The organism is Leifsonia sp. 22587, from assembly GCF_052044215.1.
GTDB classification, from domain to species: Bacteria; Actinomycetota; Actinomycetes; order Actinomycetales; family Microbacteriaceae; genus Leifsonia; species Leifsonia shinshuensis_C.
The window spans coordinates 1515685-1533016 of the sequence record NZ_JBQENB010000001.1 but is presented as its reverse complement, the minus strand read 5'-3'; the positions used below and the strand labels follow the sequence as shown (position 1 = coordinate 1533016).

At 70.5% G+C, this 17332-nt stretch carries 22 protein-coding genes; 9 read left to right on the top strand and 13 right to left on the bottom strand.

The features are described 5' to 3' along the window. Positions 1–92: 92 nt before the first annotated feature. The 3 genes from ACTJI1_RS07455 (at position 93) to ACTJI1_RS07445 (ending at position 2646) form a co-directional block, all read left to right on the top strand. Positions 93–845, top strand: a complete 753-nt coding sequence (locus ACTJI1_RS07455) for a 3-oxo-5-alpha-steroid 4-dehydrogenase (protein WP_440742100.1) — start codon at positions 93–95, stop codon at positions 843–845. A gap of 203 nt (positions 846–1048) precedes the next feature. Continuing rightward, on the top strand, positions 1049–2116 hold the full coding sequence (locus ACTJI1_RS07450; RefSeq protein ID WP_440742099.1) for a zinc-ribbon domain-containing protein: 1068 nt from the start codon (positions 1049–1051) through the stop codon (positions 2114–2116). A gap of 101 nt (positions 2117–2217) precedes the next feature. Continuing rightward, on the top strand, positions 2218–2646 hold the full coding sequence (locus tag ACTJI1_RS07445; RefSeq protein WP_310129274.1) for a VOC family protein: 429 nt from the start codon (positions 2218–2220) through the stop codon (positions 2644–2646). A gap of 12 nt (positions 2647–2658) precedes the next feature. Here the strand turns inward: ACTJI1_RS07445 and ACTJI1_RS07440 are convergent, their stop codons facing one another. Further along, on the bottom strand, positions 2659–2883 hold the full coding sequence (locus ACTJI1_RS07440; protein WP_310129277.1) for a hypothetical protein: 225 nt from the start codon (positions 2881–2883) through the stop codon (positions 2659–2661). A 142-nt stretch (positions 2884–3025) separates the two neighbouring features. Between ACTJI1_RS07440 and ACTJI1_RS07435 the strand changes: the two genes are divergently transcribed. Continuing rightward, positions 3026–3868 (top strand): class II glutamine amidotransferase, encoded by an 843-nt coding sequence (locus ACTJI1_RS07435; RefSeq protein WP_310129279.1) that lies wholly within the window; start codon positions 3026–3028, stop codon positions 3866–3868. 39 nt (positions 3869–3907) lie between these two features. Here the strand turns inward: ACTJI1_RS07435 and ACTJI1_RS07430 are convergent, their stop codons facing one another. Then, entirely contained in the window at positions 3908–4396 is a 489-nt protein-coding gene (locus tag ACTJI1_RS07430) for an FBP domain-containing protein (protein WP_310129281.1), read from the bottom strand. Positions 4397–4727: 331 nt separating this feature from the next. On the opposite strand from ACTJI1_RS07430, the gene ACTJI1_RS07425 reads away from it, so the two are divergent. Beyond that, positions 4728–5117, top strand: a complete 390-nt coding sequence (locus tag ACTJI1_RS07425; RefSeq protein WP_440742098.1) for a RidA family protein — start codon at positions 4728–4730, stop codon at positions 5115–5117. 34 nt (positions 5118–5151) lie between these two features. Here the strand turns inward: ACTJI1_RS07425 and ACTJI1_RS07420 are convergent, their stop codons facing one another. After that, entirely contained in the window at positions 5152–5376 is a 225-nt protein-coding gene (locus ACTJI1_RS07420; protein WP_440742097.1) for a hypothetical protein, read from the bottom strand. A gap of 198 nt (positions 5377–5574) precedes the next feature. On the opposite strand from ACTJI1_RS07420, the gene ACTJI1_RS07415 reads away from it, so the two are divergent. The 3 genes from ACTJI1_RS07415 (at position 5575) to ACTJI1_RS07405 (ending at position 8710) form a co-directional block, all read left to right on the top strand. Further along, entirely contained in the window at positions 5575–7434 is a 1860-nt protein-coding gene (locus tag ACTJI1_RS07415) for a diguanylate cyclase domain-containing protein (protein ID WP_440742096.1), read from the top strand. Positions 7435–7467: 33 nt separating this feature from the next. Further along, positions 7468–8211, top strand: a complete 744-nt coding sequence (locus tag ACTJI1_RS07410) for a class I SAM-dependent methyltransferase (RefSeq protein WP_440742095.1) — start codon at positions 7468–7470, stop codon at positions 8209–8211. 88 nt (positions 8212–8299) lie between these two features. Continuing rightward, positions 8300–8710, top strand: coding sequence for a YciI family protein (locus ACTJI1_RS07405; RefSeq protein WP_440742094.1), 411 nt, complete (start codon positions 8300–8302; stop codon positions 8708–8710). Between the two features lie 230 nt (positions 8711–8940). Here the strand turns inward: ACTJI1_RS07405 and ACTJI1_RS07400 are convergent, their stop codons facing one another. The 5 genes from ACTJI1_RS07400 to ACTJI1_RS07380 form a co-directional block, all read right to left on the bottom strand. Beyond that, positions 8941–9705, bottom strand: coding sequence for an ABC transporter permease (locus ACTJI1_RS07400; protein ID WP_310129291.1), 765 nt, complete (start codon positions 9703–9705; stop codon positions 8941–8943). Then, positions 9705–10493: an ABC transporter ATP-binding protein gene (locus tag ACTJI1_RS07395; protein ID WP_310129294.1), complete on the bottom strand. Its 789-nt coding sequence runs from the start codon at positions 10491–10493 to the stop codon at positions 9705–9707. The genes ACTJI1_RS07400 and ACTJI1_RS07395 overlap by 1 nt, the downstream gene beginning before the upstream one ends. After that, positions 10490–10870: a DUF1048 domain-containing protein gene (locus ACTJI1_RS07390; protein WP_310129295.1), complete on the bottom strand. Its 381-nt coding sequence runs from the start codon at positions 10868–10870 to the stop codon at positions 10490–10492. Before ACTJI1_RS07390 ends, ACTJI1_RS07395 begins: the two co-directional genes overlap by 4 nt. A gap of 2 nt (positions 10871–10872) precedes the next feature. Continuing rightward, positions 10873–11277 carry a PadR family transcriptional regulator gene (locus tag ACTJI1_RS07385; RefSeq protein ID WP_440742093.1) on the bottom strand — a complete coding sequence of 135 codons (405 nt, stop codon included), beginning with the start codon at positions 11275–11277 and terminating at the stop codon, positions 10873–10875. 117 nt (positions 11278–11394) lie between these two features. Continuing rightward, positions 11395–12216, bottom strand: a complete 822-nt coding sequence (locus ACTJI1_RS07380) for a cytochrome c oxidase assembly protein (RefSeq protein WP_440742190.1) — start codon at positions 12214–12216, stop codon at positions 11395–11397. Positions 12217–12363: 147 nt separating this feature from the next. Between ACTJI1_RS07380 and ACTJI1_RS07375 the strand changes: the two genes are divergently transcribed. Beyond that, positions 12364–12993 carry an MBL fold metallo-hydrolase gene (locus tag ACTJI1_RS07375; RefSeq protein ID WP_440742092.1) on the top strand — a complete coding sequence of 210 codons (630 nt, stop codon included), beginning with the start codon at positions 12364–12366 and terminating at the stop codon, positions 12991–12993. 40 nt (positions 12994–13033) lie between these two features. Here ACTJI1_RS07375 and ACTJI1_RS07370 read toward each other — a convergent pair whose 3' ends face one another. The 5 genes from ACTJI1_RS07370 to ACTJI1_RS07350 all read right to left on the bottom strand — a co-directional run bounded on the left by ACTJI1_RS07370 (position 13034) and on the right by ACTJI1_RS07350 (position 17232). Next, positions 13034–14905: an alkyl/aryl-sulfatase gene (locus ACTJI1_RS07370; RefSeq protein WP_440742091.1), complete on the bottom strand. Its 1872-nt coding sequence runs from the start codon at positions 14903–14905 to the stop codon at positions 13034–13036. An 80-nt stretch (positions 14906–14985) separates the two neighbouring features. Further along, complete coding sequence (locus ACTJI1_RS07365) at positions 14986–15696, bottom strand: ANTAR domain-containing protein (RefSeq protein ID WP_440742090.1); 711 nt, start codon at positions 15694–15696, stop codon at positions 14986–14988. Next, positions 15693–16397, bottom strand: coding sequence for a GAF and ANTAR domain-containing protein (locus ACTJI1_RS07360; protein WP_440742089.1), 705 nt, complete (start codon positions 16395–16397; stop codon positions 15693–15695). The genes ACTJI1_RS07365 and ACTJI1_RS07360 overlap by 4 nt, the downstream gene beginning before the upstream one ends. A 28-nt stretch (positions 16398–16425) precedes the next feature. Then, positions 16426–16797, bottom strand: a complete 372-nt coding sequence (locus ACTJI1_RS07355) for a DUF7882 family protein (RefSeq protein ID WP_440742088.1) — start codon at positions 16795–16797, stop codon at positions 16426–16428. 27 nt (positions 16798–16824) lie between these two features. Next, positions 16825–17232, bottom strand: a complete 408-nt coding sequence (locus ACTJI1_RS07350) for a hypothetical protein (protein ID WP_310129304.1) — start codon at positions 17230–17232, stop codon at positions 16825–16827. Between the last annotated feature and the right edge of the window lie 100 nt (positions 17233–17332).

Below are 17332 nucleotides of genomic sequence, written 5' to 3'. Positions count from 1 at the left end.
GGCCGGAACCGGCATGCCGCGGTGGCGCACCCGCCGCGGCGTGTCGGCGCCGGTGCCGTGCCGGCGGGGGTGCCGCGCGCTAGCCTGACCGCATGCCCGAGGGACCGTACCGCTGGTTCGTGTACGCCGAGCTCGCACTGGCGGCGGTGACGTTCGTCGCTCTGCTGTTCGTGGTCGCGCCCTACGGCGGGCGCCACGGACGCGGTGGATGGGGTCCGACCGTGCCCGCCCGGGTCGGGTGGGTCGTGATGGAGGCGCCCGCGTCCATCCTGTTCGTGGTGTTCTACCTGCTCGGGTCGCACCGCTTCGAACCGGTGCCGCTGCTGTTCCTGGCGCTCTGGCTGGTGCACTACGTGTACCGGGCGTTCGTCTACCCGTTCCTGATGCGCTCCGGGTCGCGGATGCCGGTGCTCGTGATGCTGCTGGCGATCGGCTTCAACCTCCTGAACGCGTGGGTGAACGCGCGCTGGATCTCCGAGTACGGGGACTACCCGGTGGCGTGGCTCGCGGACGGGCGGTTCTGGGCCGGCGTCGTCCTGTTCGCGGGCGGTCTGGCGCTGAACGTGCGCTCCGACCGCACGCTGCGGCTGCTGCGGCGGTCGGGAGGCGGGTACCGCATCCCCTGGGGCGGTGGTTTCCGGTACGTCTCGAGCCCCAACTATCTGGGCGAGATGATCGAGTGGACGGGATGGGCGGTCGCCACCTGGTCGCTCGCCGGCGCCTCCTTCGCGCTCTACACGTTCGCGAACCTCGCGCCACGCGCGTTCGCGAACCACCGCTGGTACCGCGAGACGTTCCCGGACTATCCGCCGGAGCGCCGCGCGCTCATTCCGTTCGTGCTCTGACCCCGCGCGCATTCGTCACGATTGTCCGCTCTCGCGGGTCCGAAGCGCGCATTCGTGACGAATGTCCGCGGCGGTGCGGGGCGCGCATTCGTCACGAATGTCGACTCAGGCGGGCGCGGAAGGTGCATTCGTGACGAATGTGGCGGGGTGGGGAGGCGGGAGTGACGGTGGTGCGTTCTAGCCTCGGAGGGAGGAGGGATGCCGTGCCGGAGAGCGTCGAGCAGTGGTGGGCGCGCCGCCAGTGGTCGAAGGGCGCCAGCGTGCCCTACGAGATCGGACGGTACCGCCGCGACTGGGAGCGGTACCCGGTGCTCGTCCGGCAGTACCATCCCGACCTCAACCATGGGATCACCCTGACCCAGGTGCCGCCCGCGGCCGACGTCTTCTTGGTCTGGGAGTGCGACGCCGGTCACCGGTTCGTCGCCACCCCGGAGGAGCAGCGCTCCCGTCCGGGCGGAACCCGGCGCCGGTCGGCCTGGTGCCCGGACTGCGCCGAAGCGGCGGCGCCCCGCCCCGTTCGGACGCCGACCCCCGACGCGGGCACCCACGTCTGCGGGCACGCGCGCGACCCGCGGCGCATCGAGGCGGACCCGGCCGACGACCGCTGCTACCTGTGCCGCCGCCTCGACCGCGAGAGCCTGACGCGGGAGCAGCTGGTCAGCATGGCGACGCCCGGCGCGCGGGTCGCCGTGTCGAACGAGAACGGAACCGCCGGAACCTACTCCTGGCAGTGCGACGCCGGGCATCCGTCCTATCAGGCGAGCATCGAGCGCATCCTGGGCGGGCGGCGGTGCCCGATCTGCCGGCACGCCCGCGGCGGCGCGGACCGCGTGCCCGTCGGCGAAGCGTTCATCAGCCGCTGGGCTCCGGCGCCCGCCTCCGCCGCCGAGCCCGAGCTCAAGCGACGGCTGGCCGCACGGCTCGACCTCGACCTGAGCAGGAACGCGGTTCGGGTGGCGACGCCGTTCCACTCGCATCTGGAGGTCTGGCCCGACATCCTGCTGCCCGAGCTGAAGGTCGCGATCGAGTACGACACCACCGGCCGGCACGGGCTCGAGCACGTCGGGCCGCGCGAGACGTCCGACCGGCGGAAGGACCGGCTGCTGCGCGCCGTCGGCTGGGAGGTCGTCCGCGTGCGGTGCGGCAAGCTCCAGCCGCTAGGGCCGTACGACGTGCAGGCCGGAGGGGTCACGGATGCGCTGGTCGAGCGGATCCTGGACCGGCTGGGGGAGATCCGGGGCGAGCTGTTCGTCGCCGCCTACCGGCGCTGAACGCCTGCATTTCAGGGCATCCGCCCTCTGGTGGGCCGCCGCGCAGGGCCGTTACGCTGGGCGGCGAACCGGCATCCACCAGCTCTCACGAGGAGGACACCATGCCGTCGATCCTGAACCCGTACCTCAACTTCCGCGGCTCCGCCCGGGAGGCCATGGACTTCTACCGGTCCGTCTTCGGCGGGGAGGTGCAGCGCAGCACCTTCGCCGAATACCAGATGGCCCAAGATCCGGCCGACAACGACCTGATCATGCACTCGCAGCTGACCAGCCCGGCGGGCTTCACGCTCATGGCTGCGGATGTGCCGGCCCACATGGACTTCACCCAGGGCTCCTCGATCTCCATCTCGCTCAGCGGAGACGACGAGGCCGAGCTGACCGGCTACTGGGAGAAGCTCGTCGAGGGCGGCAACGTCATCGAGCCCCTCAACAAGGCGCCGTGGGGCGACAGCTTCGGCATGGCGATCGACCGGTTCGGCGTGCAGTGGCTGGTCAACATCGCCGGCACACCGCCCGAGCAGCAGGGCTGACGCCCGACCCGCTCAGCCGTGCAGCTCGGCGAGAGCGGCGTCGAACGACCGGAAGTACGTGCGGCGGCCGGGGCGGCCGATCTGCGTCACCTCGTACATGGCGTCCAGCTGCAGGATGAACCCGACGACGGGAGGCGCGCCGATCGCGGCGACGCGGGTGTCGCTCACCCGCCACTCGTGGTCCGAGATCTCCGACACCTCCAGCCCCTGCCGGACGAACCTCGCGTGCGTTTTCATGACACCAGCCAAGTGGACCGGCCGTTCTGCGGCCAGGCCTTGACAGCTGACAGCCGCGGGTGTGAGGAGTGCTGTATTCCCGCGCGTCCCCGGGCGGAGCTATGGTTCAGCCGTCCGCATCCGGAACGCCGTGGAGGTCGTCATGTGCCGTTGGCTCGCATACTGGGGAGAGCCGCTGAAGCCCTCCGAACTGATCCTGGACACGCAGCACTCGCTGGTGGCCCAGTCGCTGAACTCGCCGCTCGGCGCGGAGACGGTCAACGGCGACGGCTTCGGTTTCGGCTGGTACCCCGAGGACACGAGCCACGGCAACGTGCCGGCTCTCTTCCACAGCATCGAGCCGGCCTGGCACGACGAGAACCTGCGCGAGCTGACGAGCTCCATCGCGAGCCCGCTCTTCTTCGGCCATGTCCGCGCGGCGGCCGGTCCACCCATCCAGCAGTCGAACTGCCACCCGTTCCGCCACGAGAACTGGCTGTTCATGCACAACGGCTTCCTGGATGGATTCCTGAAGATGAAGCGCGACCTCGCGTTCGCGATCGACCCGTCGCTGTATCCGCTGATCCACGGGACCACGGACACGGAGGTGCTGTTCTACCTCGCGCTGACGATGGGCCTGCAGGACGACCCCGCCGCGGGACTCGCGCGCGCCATCCGGATGGTCGAGCAGGTGGGGCAGAGCAAGGGCATCCAGTTCCCGATGCAGGGCACGGTCGCGGTGTCGGACGGCTCGACGCTCTGGGCGTTCCGCTACTCCACGTCGCACAAGAGCCGCACGCTCTACCACTCGGTCGACATCCCCGAGCTCCGTGAGCTGTATCCGGACGCGGCGCGCCTCGAGGTCTTCGGCGAGAAGGCCAAGGTCGTGGTGTCGGAACCGCTGACCGACCTCCCGGGCGCCTTCGTCGAGGTGCCGGAGTCGACCCTCGCGATCGTCGACGCGTCCGGTTACCACCACGAGCCGTTCCTGGACGAGGCCGCCTGAACGGCGGCCCCGCCCGGGTGAAACACAGCTGAACGACGGTCAGTCGCCGTCCATCACCTTGCGCACGAACGCGTCAACGTGCTCGCGGAGCGCGTCGATCCGCTGCTGCCGCGCCGCCTCGACATCGAACCCCACGTAGGCGGTCGGAGGGCGGCGGCGGACGTTCGCGGAGCACTGGAACTCGGCGCACACGAGCGTGCCGAGGGTGTTGCCGTTGCGCCCGGCCCGGCCGGCGCGCTTGGCGATGAAGAACAGCACGTCGTTCGGCAGGTGCACGTCCTCGCACCACGAGCACTGGGGACGCGATCGGATGCGGCCCTCGGCCTGGCGCAGGAGAACGCCGACGGGCGCGCCGTCGATTTCCGCGACGACGTAGCCCACCTGCGGCTGCCGTCGGTCGCGCCAGCCGAGGAAGTCGAGCTGGTCCCAGCGGATGTCCGCGAGGTCGGGGATGGTGAGCTCCTTGCGCTCGCGCTGTGACGCGTTGACGAAGGAGGAACGGAGTTGTTGCTCAGTGAGCGGAAGCATGGATGAACGCCTGACTGTCGTGAATCGGTCGTGAGCGGACGGAAGGTCCGCGAGAGGTCGCCGGGCATGCCGCAGCGACAGGTGCGCGCCAGGGCGCGCGGGAATCACCGAGAGGGGGACAGTGCTATCTCGCGCCGGCGCTGAGCGCGCCGACGACCTCCAGACGCCCAGCGGCCGACGGCGCGACGGCCGTGGCTGCAGCGGGCTGCGAGATGAGCGGGTTCACGCCACCACTCTATCGCGGCCGCGCCCGGGCGCCGCGGGCCCGAGAGCGTCTTCCCGCTGTCGGTGGTGAGCGGGACCATGGGTCTCACGACCGAGAGGAGACCTCATGTCCGCCCAGGTGACCCCCGTCGACCCGCCGGAGCTGTACCGGAGCCCGGCCTTCGCCCAGGGGATGATCGCGCCCGCCGGTCCGCTGCTGTTCGTCGGAGGGCAGAACGGCGTCGACGCCGAAGGCGCACTGCTCGAGGGCCTCGCGGCCCAGACCGAGCAGGCGCTCCGCAATCTGCTGGCGGTGTTGGCCGCGGCCGGGAGTGGTCCCGAGTACGTCGCCCGGCTGACGATCCACCTCGCACCGGGGATCGACCCGACCGAGGCCTACGGGGCGACCCGCACCGTGTGGGGCGACCACCGCACCGCGGTCACCGTGCTGACCGTGGCGCCGGCCCGGCCGGGAGCCCTGGTGGAGATCGACGCCGTGGCGGCGGTCCCGGTCTGAGCCGAGCAGGCCGGACGCGTCACAGGACGCGCGGTCACTCGTCCCGCGAGTCCGGCCCGTCGAACTCCTCGAGCTCCTCCACGACCGCCTCGCCCTCCGCGCCGGTGTCGTCGCGCCCGCCGTCGTCGGCGGCCTCGTCACCGGTCGGACCGGACTGGAACGCGCCGGTGCCTTCGTCGAGCGTGCCCTCGCCGTCGGGGTAGCCGGCGTCGTCCGGGTACTCGTCGTTGCGGTCGCTGTTCGCGTCGTCGTGCGTCATCTCGTCCTCCTCGCTCGTCGGGCGCATGCGTCCCGGATATCCCTCACCGGCATCATCCCCCGCGTTCGCGAAGAGCACACCCGCCCAATTCGAATAACGACCGAACTGAATGTTCTGCCGATCCTGTACTAGGGTCGAGTGGTGGTGGATGGTGGTGCCGTGTCCGACGCTTCGGAGCGTCGAAGGCTCGAAGAATGCGTGAAAGAGCCGATCCGGACGCCGGGCCGCATCCAATCGTTCGGGATGCTGTTCGTGGTCGATGTGGCCACGTACGAGATCGTCACCGCGAGCGAGAACGCCGCCGAATGGCTGGGCCGATCCGTCTCCGAGCTGGGCAGCCCGACGCTCGAGTGGAGCGTGACCGCGCAGACGCACGGGGACCCGATCCGGATCGACCTGCAGGGCGCGCCGTATGACGCGATCACGCACCGCCTCGGTGAGCAGGTGCTGATCGAGCTGGAGCCCGCCGACGCACCCGACGTGCCGAACTCGTCCGTCGTCGCCGCGATCCGGTCGCTCGGCCTGCTGGCGGATGCGGACGCACTGCGCCAGGCGGCCGCCGATGAGGTGAAGCGCATCAGCGGCTTCGACCGTGTGATGGTGTACCGCTTCTTCGAGGACGGCCACGGCGAGGTCGCGGGGGAGGCGTCCGAACCCGACATGGAGTCGTACCGCGGCCTGCACTTCCCGGCGTCGGACATCCCGCAGCAGGCGCGCTCGCTCTACCTCACCAAGCTCTCGCGTCAGATCGTCAGTACGGAGGATGTGGGCACGCCGCTCGTCTCGGTGGCGGAGTCCGCACCGCTCGACCTCAGCAGCGCCGAGCTGCGTGCCGTCTCGCCCCACCACCTGCAGTTCATGCGCAACATGGGCCAGGCGTCGACCGTCTCCTTCTCGCTCATCCAGGACGACCGCCTGGTCGGAATGATCACGTGCGCGCACCGGAGCCAGCGCCGGATGCCGATCCTGCTCCGCCGGGCCCTGGAGGTGCTGGCGACGCAGCTGACCCTGCAGCTCGGCGCGCTCGAGTCGATCGGCCGTCTGCGCCGCGACCTGACCATCCGGGAGCAGCGGGCGGCGGTACTCGCCGGCGTCCCGTCCTCCGACGACCCGCTGCTGACGCTCGTCGAGAGCGGCGAGGAGCTCTGCCGGCTGGTCGGCGCCGACGGCGCGATCCTCGCGCTGGACGGCGTCAGCCGCAGCATCGGCGACGTGCCGCTGATCGACCGCAGCCTGCTCCTCTCGGCCACGGGCACCGAGTCGCTGAGCACGAACGAGCTGGAGCGCTCGCACCCCGGACTGGCGGCGCTGATGCCGGGGTTCGCCGGGCTGATGGTCGTGCCGGTGGGCGCCCACGGCGTCCTGCTGTTCTTCCGCCACGAAGTGACCCGCGTGATCCGCTGGCTGGGCGACCAGACCGCCGCCAACCGCGAGACCGCCCTGTCTCCGCGACGCTCGTTCTCCGAGTGGCGCCAGAGCGTCGAGGGCAGCGCGCTGCCCTGGGGCTCCGTCGCCGAGGAGGCCCGCGAGCTGGGCCGCGACCTGGCGCGTGCGCTCGACCGTCGCCGGGAGGCGCAGCTCGCCCAGCTCGCGATGATCGACCACCTGACCGGGCTGCACAACCGCCGGTCGTTCGAGCACGAGCTCGAGAAGGCGGTGTCGGCGGGGGAGGGCGGCGTGCTGCTGTTCCTCGACCTCGACGGGTTCAAGTCGATCAACGACCGGCACGGGCACGAGACGGGGGATGCGGTGCTCCGCACGATCGCCCAGCGCCTCGCCCGGGACAGCCGCTCGTCCGACGTCATCTCGCGTCTCGCCGGCGACGAGTTCGTCGTGCTGAGCGGCGGCACCGGCCACGAGGACGGGGAGGCGTTCGCCGCCCGCCTGGTGCGCGACATCGCCGACCCGATCGACACGGCCCGCGGCCCGATGACGGTCACCGCGTCGTGCGGCGTCATCGCGATCGAGCCGGGGCAGACGGCGAAGCAGCTCGTGGATGCGGCGGATGCGGCCATGTACCGCGCGAAGAACTCCGGCCGCAACCGCGTCTCCCTCTGATCCCGCGGCCGTCGTCCGCGTAGGCTGCGCGGCATGCCGGATCCGATGCACTTCGATCGCCACGCCGCGCTCTACGACCGCGCGCGGCCGCCGTACCCGGACAGCCTGCGCGACCGGTTGCGGCAGCTCGGGCTCCTGACGCCGGGACGCCGCGCCCTCGACCTCGGGGCCGGCAGCGGTCAGGCGACACGACTGCTGGTGGACGCAGGGATGGACGTCACCGCCGTCGAGCCGGGTCCGGCCCTCGCGGACATCCTGCAGCAGCGGTTCCCCCGGGTGCACGTCGTCCGTTCCACGGCCGAGGAGTACGTACCGGAGCCGGGTTCCCTCGACCTCGTCACGATCGCGACCGCTGTGCACTGGTTCGACCTCGGCCGTGTCCTCCCGTCGCTCCGGCGGGCGCTCGCGCCCGGTGGCCGCGTCGCCGTCTGGCGCACCGTGTACGGCGACACGAGCGTGCCGCCGTCGCCCTTCCGTGGACGGGTCCAGGCCATCGCCGACCGGCGGGACGCTTCGGCACGGCCCGGGCCCGACGAGACGGAGACGGAGGCGTGGGCGCGGCTGCTGACGGCCGGAGGGCTGTTCGTCGTCGACCATCGCGAGGAGCTCCGCTGGAGCATCGTGCTCGACGCCGACGGCATCCAGGCGCTCTTCACCACCTTCAGCGACTGGTCGGAGGCCGAGGCCGAGCAGGCGGCGGAGGCCGTCCGCGAGCTGGGCGGGACGGTCGTCGAGCACTACGTCACGCCGCTCATCGTGCTCGCTCCGGCCGGCTGACCGGCGCAGGAGCGGCACCCCTGTCGATCCGCGGTCTTCCCGTTCGACGTCTGGTCAGGAGATCATCCGAGACGAAGGAGGACATGTCATGAGCGAGTTCATCATCCTGATCCAGGGGGACGCGCAGCGCTGGGAGTCGATGAGCGAGGCCGACCGCGCCGAGATCGATGCGGCGCACCGCACGTTCCGGCAGCGCGCGGGGGAGGCGATCCTCGCCTCCGGCGAGCTGCAGGGACCGCGGACGGCGGTGACACTGCGCCGCGGCGCGGACGGCGAGCCGATCGCGGTCGACGGCCCGTTCACCGAGGCGAAGGAGGTCGTCGGCGGGTTCTACGTGATCGACGTCCCCGACCGGGAGGCGGCCGTCGCGCTCGCCTCGCTGCTCGCGGAGGCCCGGCACGACCACAGCGGGGTGCAGGTGCAGCCGCTCGTCGATCACAGCGCCGAGCAGCGTGCCGAGGCGGAGGCTCGGGAGGCTTCAGCGCCGGTCGCCGGGTAGTGGTTCCCCCGGGATGCCGTCCGTTCGCGTCGGGTTGAGACGTATCCGTTCGAAGGATTTCGTTTCCGCGTCGGGGCCGGCATCCCCGGGCCTCGACAACGCTATCGAGCCGCGGGCCGTGTCCTCAATTCGGCGGACAGAAACCGTCAACAGTTGACGGGGTGGACGGCCCGTCCACGACGACGACGCCGCCCGCCTCCGAGGGGGAGACGGGCGGCGTCGTCGCGTGATCAGTTGAACTTCCTCCGATATTTCACGATGGCGTACGCGTAGGCGGCGACGAGGATGCCGACCAGCCACGCCAGCGCCACCCAGATGTCCGTGCCCACCGGCTGGCCGGAGAACAGCGCCCGGATCGTGTCGACGATGGAGGTGACGGGCTGGTTCTCCGCGAACCAGGCCACCGGCGCCGGCATCGACTCGGTCGGGACGAAGGCCGAGCTGATGAAGGGCAGGAAGATCAGCGGGTAGCTGAACGCGCTCGCGCCGTCCACCGTCTTCGCCGAGAGCCCCGCGATCACGGCGATCCAGGTCAGCGCCAGCGTGAACAGGATCAGGATGCCCGCGACCGCGAGCCACGCTCCGACGGAGGCCCCGGTGCGGAACCCCATGATCAGCGCGACGCCGATCACCAGCGCGACCGAGATGACGTTCGCGACGAGCGACGTCAGCACGTGCGCCCAGAGGACGGACGACCGGGCGATCGGCATCGACTGGAACCGTTCGAAGATGCCGCCCTGCAGGTCGAGGAACAGCCGGTAGGCCGTGTAGGCGATCCCCGAGGCGATGGTGATCAGCAGGATGCCCGGCAGCATGTAGTCGATGTACGACTCACCGGAGCCGATGCGGATCGCGCCGCCGAGCACGTAGACGAACAGCAGCATCAGCGCGATCGGGGTGACCGCGGTGGTGATGATCGTGTCCGGGCTGCGGAGGATGTGGCGAAGCGAACGGCCCGTGAGTGTGCGCGTGTCGCTGAGGACGTAGGTGCTCATCAGAGTTCCTTCCGTGAGGTGCCGGTCTCGTCTCCGACGAGGGCGAGGAAGACCTCCTCGAGGGTGGGCTGCTTCTCGACGTACTCGACCGTGGCCGACGGGAGGAGCTTCTTCAGCTCGGCGAGCGTGCCGTTCTGGATGATGGTGCCCTGGTGCAGGATCGCGATCCGGTCGGCCAGCTGCTCCGCCTCGTCGAGGTACTGCGTGGTGAGGAGCACCGTGGTGCCGCTCCGGGCGAGACCGGTGATGGTCTCCCAGACCTCGATCCGCGCCTGCGGGTCGAGGCCGGTCGTCGGCTCGTCGAGGAACACGATCGGCGGTTCGCCGATCAGGCTCATCGCGATGTCGAGCCGCCGGCGCATGCCGCCGGAGTAGGTTCCGGCTTTGCGGTCGCCCGCCTCGGTGAGCGAGAACCGCTCCAGCATCCGGTCGGCGACGGCGCCCGCGTCGCGCAGGTGCCGGAGCTTCGCCACCAGGATGAGGTTCTCGCGTCCGGTGAGCACCTCGTCCACCGCGGCGAACTGGCCGGTGAGGCTGAGCGACCTCCGGACGTCCGCCGGGGCGGACGCCACGTCGAAGCCGTGCACGGAGGCGGCGCCGCCGTCGGCCGCGATCAGGGTGGCGAGGATGCGGACGAGCGTGGTCTTGCCTGCGCCGTTGGAGCCGAGGAGGGCGAAGATGGTGCCCGGCGCGACCTCGAAGTCGACGCCGCGCAGCACCTCCAGGTCCTTGAACGACTTCGTGATGCCCTGGACCCGGATGGCCGGTTCGAGTGTTGCGGTGCTCATGCGTTCTTCCCCTTCGTTTCCTCGTCGACGGCCGTGTCGATCGCCTGGGTGAGGCGGTCGCGCTCCTTGTCCATCCACCGCTGGCCCGTGTAGGCCTCGGTGAACGTCTGAGCGAACTCGGCCGGGTCGTCGCCGACCAGCTCGCGGATGGGCGTGCCGTCCGTCGCCGCGCGCTCCCACAGGTCGGCGAAGTCGCCCAGCATGGTGACCAGCACCTCGCCGTCGACCAGGCCGCCCTGGTACATGAAGTAGCGGTGGAAGGCCTTGGCGGAACCGCGGTAGGGCTCCGGGAGCGCGTCGATGCGCGCGACGTACTGCTTGTACTGCTTCTTCTGCTCGAGCGAGCCGGTGAGGGCTTCGAACCACTTCGCTGCCATGATCAGTCGTTCCCTTCGGTGTCTGCGGCGTCCGCCGCTGTGTCGGTGCTGTCGGTGCTGGTGCTGCTGTCGGTGCTGTCGGTGCTGTCGCCGCGGAGCCACTGGATGCGCTGCGAGAGGAACTCCCACGTCGTCCAGAACTCGTCGAGCTGCGCGCGGCCCTGGTCGTTGAGGGAGAACACCTTGCGCGGCGGACCCTTCTCGGACGGGACTTTCGTCACGTCGACGAATCCGCGCTGCTCGATCCGGACGAGGAGCGCGTACACGGTGCCCTCGACGAGGTCGGTGAAGCCCTGGTCCCGCAGGCGGGCGGTGATCTCGTACCCGTACGCCGGCCGGTCCGCGAGGATCGCGAGGACCATGCCTTCGAGAGTGCCCTTCAGCATCTCCGTCATCTGGTTGCCCATCGGGTCACCTCCTACTCAGTGATGTTGACTACTGGTAGAAAGTAACACTGAGTACCGGTACTTGGCAACACTGAATACCGAAGAATTTCGAGGGGATGCGAAACAGGGGCCCGCGCGTCAGCCGCGGTGGCCGAGATGCTGGCGGGTCAGCTCCGCCATCTCCTCGTCGCTCAGCTCGTCCAGGCGCCGGCCCTCGCGGCGGTCCAGGCGCATCCAGCGCACGAAGAGCAGGACGAGCACCGGCACGTCCGCGATCTCTGCGATGAACCACAGCAGGTCGCCGGAGAGGTGCTGGTCGTGCAGGGGAGTGGGGAACCAGAGCGGCAGCCGGCCGAGGATCGCCGGCGCGTGATCGAGCACCCCGTCGTTGAGCCGCAGTAGCAGCCCGGGGATCGCGTCGAGCAGCAGCTCGACGAACGCCAGCAGGAACTCCACCGTGATGAAGAACCCGGTGCGGATGACCGAGTGCGCGGCGATCGGGAGCACCAGTAGGAGCCCGCACAGCGGAACGAGGACCGAGATCGACCACTCGGACCACACCGAGTCGCGGAGGATCGCCGCGACCGGCGTCAGGAACACCAGGAACACCGCGCAGGCGAAGGCGGGCGCGAAGATCGCGTTGCCGAACACCCGCGCGGGCCACGACCTCGTCGCCCGGTCGGCGCGCCGACGGCCGGCCGGTCCCAGCGCCACCCGGGCGAGCGCAATAGGCCGGCCGAGGCTGACGAGGGCGGGCACGACGAACAGGAGCAGCGCGATCCGGGTCGTGAACGCCCAGCGCAGGTCGGTGCTCTCCGCCCCGAGGAACCCGAAGGAGACGACGGCGTACGACCCGAGTCCGAGCGCCAGGAAGGCCGCGGTGAGCCGGGCGGGCCAGCGGTGGCCGCGCGCCCGCAGCCGGAGCACCCCCAGCAGGTAGAGCGCAGCGGCCGCGGCCAGCAGGGCTGCCGCGGCGGGGTCGAACGACCAGGTCGTCAGGAGGACGGAGAGGGGTGGCGTGGGCTGCTCCGATCGGTGGGCGTCGTGCTCCCATTCTCACCCGTCCGGCGCTGTGCTCCGTGCCGCGCGTCGTGCGAAGCTGAGCGCATGCAGCTCCTGACCGAGGGCGTGTACCGCCTGCAGAAGGCGACCGGCGCCAACGCCTACCTGATCGACACCGGCGAGTCGTCGGTCGTCGTGGACACCGGGACGCGCGGGGGAGCGTCCGCCCTGGCCGCCGAGCTGCGCGACGAACGCGGGGTGTCGCCGGTGACCGATATCGTGCTGACGCACTACGACCCGGACCACGCGGGCACGGCGGCGGTGCTGCAGCGGCAGACCGGCGCACGGGTGTGGATCGGCGAGAGGGATGCGCGCATCCTGCGCGGTCAGGATGCACCGCCGACCCGGTTCCGCCGCTTCCTCGCCCGGGTGTGGCCGCGGAGCGAGGTGCCCGCCGACCTCCAGGAGCTGTCCGCCACGGAGGAGACCGAGGTCGCACCCGGAGTGGTCGCCATTCCCGCGCCCGGGCACACGCCTGGCCATGTCATCGTGGCATGGCGCGGCATCGTGTTCGCGGGCGACTCGGTGCGCGTGTCGAAGGGCCGCCTTGTGCAGATGCCGGGCGTGCTCACCAGCGACCGGGCACAGGCGGAGGAGACCGAACGTCTCATCGCCGCCCGCTCACCCCGCCTCGTCTGCCCGGGCCACGGCAAACCGGGGCGCATCACGGCCTGACGGCGCCGGCGCCGGCGCCGCGTGCCGCGTGTCTCCGCGCCTACGGCACCACGATCTCGAAGTCCGGGTCGCCCGGGTCGAGTACCGCGGTGAGCCGCGTCAGCACACTGGCGTCGCCGTCGAGGGTGAGACCCGGAGATGCGGTGTCTCCGGCGGCGAGGGCCAGGAATCGCGGGTGCGTCGCCGTCAGGTGCAGCTGCGCATCCGCGGCGGGCTCCTTCTCGACGTGCACCAGGACCCCGTTGTGCAGGGTGATGCGGAAGCTGCGGCCCAGGTCGCTGAACGTGACGTCCATCGCCAGGTCGAGGTCCCAGGCCGCCGGACCGTCGATCTGGATCGCGATGGCGTCGAACAGCTGGTCGGGGGAGAGGTGGGCGACGATCGTCGGCGCGTTGGCCTGGATCGGCGTCCCGAAGTTGCCGTCGCGCAGCTCGGTGGCGCCGGAGAGGTAGAAGTTGCGCCAGGTGGCGTTCTCCGCGCCGTAGCCGAGCTGCTCGTAGGTGTCCGCGAGCAGCGCCTTCGCCTCGTCGTTCTGCGGATCGGCGAACACGGCCGTGTCGAGCACGGTCGCCGCCCAGCGGTAGTCGCCGGCGGCGTAGGCCTCCCGGCCGCCGGCGATCAGCGCGTCCACCCCGCCGACGAGCGCCGCCCAGCGCTGCGCCTGCTCCACCGGGGGATGCGGCCACAGCCGCGACGGGTTCCCGTCGAAGAACCCCATGTAGCGCTGGTAGATCGCCCGGACGTTGTGCGACACCGAGCCGTAGTATCCGTGCGTGCTCCACTCCGCCTCCAGCGCCGGCGGCATCCGGAAGCCCTCGGCGATCTCGGCGCCGTTCAGCCCCTGGTTGAGCAGCCGCAGTGTCTGGTCGTGCAGGTAGGCGTACAGGTCGCGCTGCACGCCCAGGAAGTGGAGGATGCGGTCGTTGCCCCAGGTGGGCCAGTGGTGGGAGGCGAACAGCACATCCGACCGGCCGGCGAACTGCTCGATCGCCTCGGTGAGGTACCGCGACCACATCCGGGGATCGCGAACGAGCGCGCCGCGCAGCGTGAGCAGATTGTGGAGGTTGTGAGTAGCGTTCTCGGCCATGCACAGCGCCCGGAAGCGCGGCAGGTAGAAGTGCATCTCCGCCGGAGCCTCCGAGTTCGGGGCGAGCTGGAACTCGAACTCGACCCCGTCGATGGTGTGCCGGAGGCTGTCCGGAGTGATGCTCAGGGTCGGCGGGAGGATGCCCGGGGTGCCGATGGAGTTCGTCGGGCCCAGGCCCGAGCCGACCTGGCCGAGCGGGCCGCGGGGGAGCACCGCGCCGTACATGTAGCTCGCCCGCCGGGCCATCGCGGTGCCCGCGTAGACGTTCTCCTCGATGGCATGCTCGAGGAACCCCTCCGGTGCGATCACGGCGATCCTGCCCGCCTCCACGTCGGCCGGGTCGACGATGCCGAGCACGCCGCCGAAGTGGTCGATGTGCGAGTGGGTGAAGATCACGGCGGCCACCGGCCGGTCGCCGCGGTGCGCCCGGTAGAGCTCGAGCGCCGCCGCGGCGGTCTCCTGCGACACCAGCGGGTCCACGACGATGACGCCGGTGTCGCCCTCGATGAGCGACATCACCGACAGGTCGAAGCCTCGCACCTGGTACAGCCCGTCGACCACCTCGTACAGCCCGTGGCGCCGGATGAGCTCGCCCTGCCTCCACAGGCTGGGGTTCACGGAGTCGGGCGCGTCCCCGGTGAGGAACGCGAAGTCGGACGGGTCGAACACCACCGTCCCGTCGGCGCGCCGGATCGCGGGGTCGTCGCGGGTGCCCAGGAAGCCGCGGTCGGCGTCCGCGAAGTCCGCGGTGTCGCGGAACTCCGCTCGGTCGAGCCACGCCCGGTTCGCGGTGACGATGGATTCGGTCGGCTGGTTCTGCGGCATGTCACGCCCTCCCGTGATGGTGCGGTTTCTGCGCACAGCATCCCGTCGGACGGCGGTCCGCGGCTAGACCGCATCGCGGGTCAGAGCCGCACGCGCCGCTCCACGATGGCGGAGGAGACCACCGAGATGCCCTGCCGGTTGCGTCGCGCGTGGTCGCGGATCAGCTCGAACGCCCGGTCGATCGACACGCCACGGGTCTGGGCGACGACGCCCTTCGCCTGTTCGATCACGATGCGGCTGTTCAGCGCGAACTGCAGCTGCTGACGGATCGCATCGCTCTCCGCCAGTGTGCGCTGGTGCAGGATGCCGATGGTCGCCACGTCGGCGAAGGCCTGGGCCGCGACCAGGTCGTCTTCGGGCAGGTCGCCGGGGGAGGTGCGGAAGAGGTTGAGCGTGCCGATGGTCTGATCGCGAAGGCGCATGGGGATCGCGTCGATCGCCGCGAAGCCCTGCTCGTCGGCGCGCTCATGGAACGCCTGCCAGCGCTCGGGGACCTCTGAGATGTCCGGCACCGACACCACGGCCCCCGAGGTGAAGCTCTCGATGCACGGGCCGGCGTAGGCGCTCAGCTGCATCACCTCGACCAGCCGGCTGGCTTCGCTGGTGGACGCGATCAGGTCCAGTTCGCCCCTCTCGTCGGCGAGCATCACGCCCGCCGCCGACGCGCCGAGCCAGCGGCTCGACGAATCGACGAGGTTCTGCAGCAGGTCCACGACGTCGTAGTCGGCGACCATCGTGTCCGCCAGGCCGGCGAACGCCCGCAGCATGCCCTGCTCCCTTGTCAGCGTCATCGCGGCCCGCTCCCGCCTGCGTTCGAGCTCCCGAAATCGAGCCGTCCCTCGAGGACCTCCCGCGAGACCTCCATCATCGATCGATCGGTCGCGTAGGCGTGCGCCTGAATGATCATCAGTGCGTCGTCGGCGTCGACATCCAGCTGGGCCAGCACCATCCCGGTGGCCTGGTGCACGACCCGGCGCGAGAACGGGTTGCCGTCGTGCGACCGGAGTTCGTCGGACATCGTGCTCAGGGCGTCGTGCAGGATGCGGCGGGCCGCCAGCTCCGCGAGCCGGCCGGCGTGCCGGGTGTCCGCTTCGTCCAGCATCAGCGGTTCCCGGGCGTACATGTCGACCGCGCCGATCTGGAGCGGACCGATGAGCATCGGGAAGGCGAACAGTGCGGCGACGCCGACGTCCAGCGCAGCGGGACTGAACGTCGGCCAGAGCGACGTCGGTCGTTCCCGCAGGTCCGGTTCGAACACCGGGCGGCGCGAGCGCAGTGCATCCCAGCACGGCCCCTCGCCGAGGTCGAACTGCAGTTCATCGAGGCGGGCGGCGACAGTATCGCTGGCGGACACCGTCTCCGTGCCGAGGAGGTCGCCGATGGTCGAGACCGCGGTTCCCGCCACGGGGAGCGCCTCCATGAAGACACGGGCGTAGTCGTCGCGCGCCAGCTCCGTATCGTGCCCGTCGTCGCTCATGCGGCCGCTCTCCATTCCGCCAACGCTATCGAATCCATCACGCTCAGGAGTGCCGCGGCCGCAGATCCTGCAGATGCGGCGATGCGGTCGCGAGGGTGATGGAGTCGGTCTCGATCGTGGTCACGCTGTCCTCCGTCATGATCAGCAGACCCTTCGAGCTGTTGGCGGAGTTCATCAGTGCTTCGACCCAGTCGGAGTTGATCTTCGGGAAGCGGCTGCCGCTGAACTTGAAGTACAGGTTCTGGGTGGGGTGGATCCAGATGGAACTGTGGCCGTCCCCGGTCTCGGGCGAGTCCCGCCACGCCATGAAGAAGCTCTCCCCGCGGCGGACCTTCTGCGCGATGACGATCTGCAGGTGGGCGAGCAGCCGGTCTTCGAACTCGATCATGACCCCGTCGTAGCGCAGCGTGCCCATGGGGTGCTCCCTTCGATCCCCTCCACGTCAACTGTGCTCGCGCGCCGCGGGAAAGTCCATATCCAGATCGGGCCAGTCGGCGGCCAGGTCGGCGAACGAGAACGGGACGCCGTGGGGCATGGCGAGCAGTGCGGAGCGCGTCCGCAGATCGTCGAGCGTGGCCCGGTCGGCCAGCTCGGCGCGATCGGTCGCCGGGACGGACGCTTCGTGTTCTGTGACGGGTGCGTCGGCGGTGGCGGTGTCCACCGTGCTGGCATCCATCAGCCAGCCCACCATGAAGGCCGCCCGGCCGACGCCGCCGCCGGGAAGCGCCACGGGGATGTCGACCACGTCGACCTGACCCCGGCGCGCCAGTTCGAGGGCGTACGACTGCACCGCTTCGGCGATCGCGGTGCCGGTGTGGAAGGACGCGGATCGCGTCGCGACGGTTTTCATGTCCCCTCCTTTCGTCGTGAGACGCCAGTGTCCGGGGCATGTCTTCACTGCGTACGCAACCCGTGTCGGTGGGAGCAGTCAAGCGGGTGCTGCACGATGA

Bases quoted from the DNA above. Each gene is read 5' to 3' on its own strand.
- ACTJI1_RS07455 (WP_440742100.1), top strand. From the start codon at position 93: ATGCCCGAGGGACCGTACCGCTGGTTCGTGTACGCCGAGCTCGCACTG.
- ACTJI1_RS07445 (WP_310129274.1), top strand. From the start codon at position 2,218: ATGCCGTCGATCCTGAACCCGTACCTCAACTTCCGCGGCTCCGCCCGG.
- ACTJI1_RS07440 (WP_310129277.1), bottom strand. From the start codon at position 2,883: ATGAAAACGCACGCGAGGTTCGTCCGGCAGGGGCTGGAGGTGTCGGAG.
- ACTJI1_RS07435 (WP_310129279.1), top strand. From the start codon at position 3,026: ATGTGCCGTTGGCTCGCATACTGGGGAGAGCCGCTGAAGCCCTCCGAA.
- ACTJI1_RS07430 (WP_310129281.1), bottom strand. From the start codon at position 4,396: ATGCTTCCGCTCACTGAGCAACAACTCCGTTCCTCCTTCGTCAACGCG.
- ACTJI1_RS07425 (WP_440742098.1), top strand. From the start codon at position 4,728: ATGTCCGCCCAGGTGACCCCCGTCGACCCGCCGGAGCTGTACCGGAGC.
- ACTJI1_RS07420 (WP_440742097.1), bottom strand. From the start codon at position 5,376: ATGACGCACGACGACGCGAACAGCGACCGCAACGACGAGTACCCGGAC.
- ACTJI1_RS07410 (WP_440742095.1), top strand. From the start codon at position 7,468: ATGCCGGATCCGATGCACTTCGATCGCCACGCCGCGCTCTACGACCGC.
- ACTJI1_RS07405 (WP_440742094.1), top strand. From the start codon at position 8,300: ATGAGCGAGTTCATCATCCTGATCCAGGGGGACGCGCAGCGCTGGGAG.
- ACTJI1_RS07400 (WP_310129291.1), bottom strand. From the start codon at position 9,705: ATGAGCACCTACGTCCTCAGCGACACGCGCACACTCACGGGCCGTTCG.
- ACTJI1_RS07395 (WP_310129294.1), bottom strand. From the start codon at position 10,493: ATGAGCACCGCAACACTCGAACCGGCCATCCGGGTCCAGGGCATCACG.
- ACTJI1_RS07390 (WP_310129295.1), bottom strand. From the start codon at position 10,870: ATGGCAGCGAAGTGGTTCGAAGCCCTCACCGGCTCGCTCGAGCAGAAG.
- ACTJI1_RS07385 (WP_440742093.1), bottom strand. From the start codon at position 11,277: ATGGGCAACCAGATGACGGAGATGCTGAAGGGCACTCTCGAAGGCATG.
- ACTJI1_RS07375 (WP_440742092.1), top strand. From the start codon at position 12,364: ATGCAGCTCCTGACCGAGGGCGTGTACCGCCTGCAGAAGGCGACCGGC.
- ACTJI1_RS07370 (WP_440742091.1), bottom strand. From the start codon at position 14,905: ATGCCGCAGAACCAGCCGACCGAATCCATCGTCACCGCGAACCGGGCG.
- ACTJI1_RS07365 (WP_440742090.1), bottom strand. From the start codon at position 15,696: ATGACGCTGACAAGGGAGCAGGGCATGCTGCGGGCGTTCGCCGGCCTG.
- ACTJI1_RS07360 (WP_440742089.1), bottom strand. From the start codon at position 16,397: ATGGAGAGCGGCCGCATGAGCGACGACGGGCACGATACGGAGCTGGCG.
- ACTJI1_RS07355 (WP_440742088.1), bottom strand. From the start codon at position 16,797: ATGGGCACGCTGCGCTACGACGGGGTCATGATCGAGTTCGAAGACCGG.
- ACTJI1_RS07350 (WP_310129304.1), bottom strand. From the start codon at position 17,232: ATGAAAACCGTCGCGACGCGATCCGCGTCCTTCCACACCGGCACCGCG.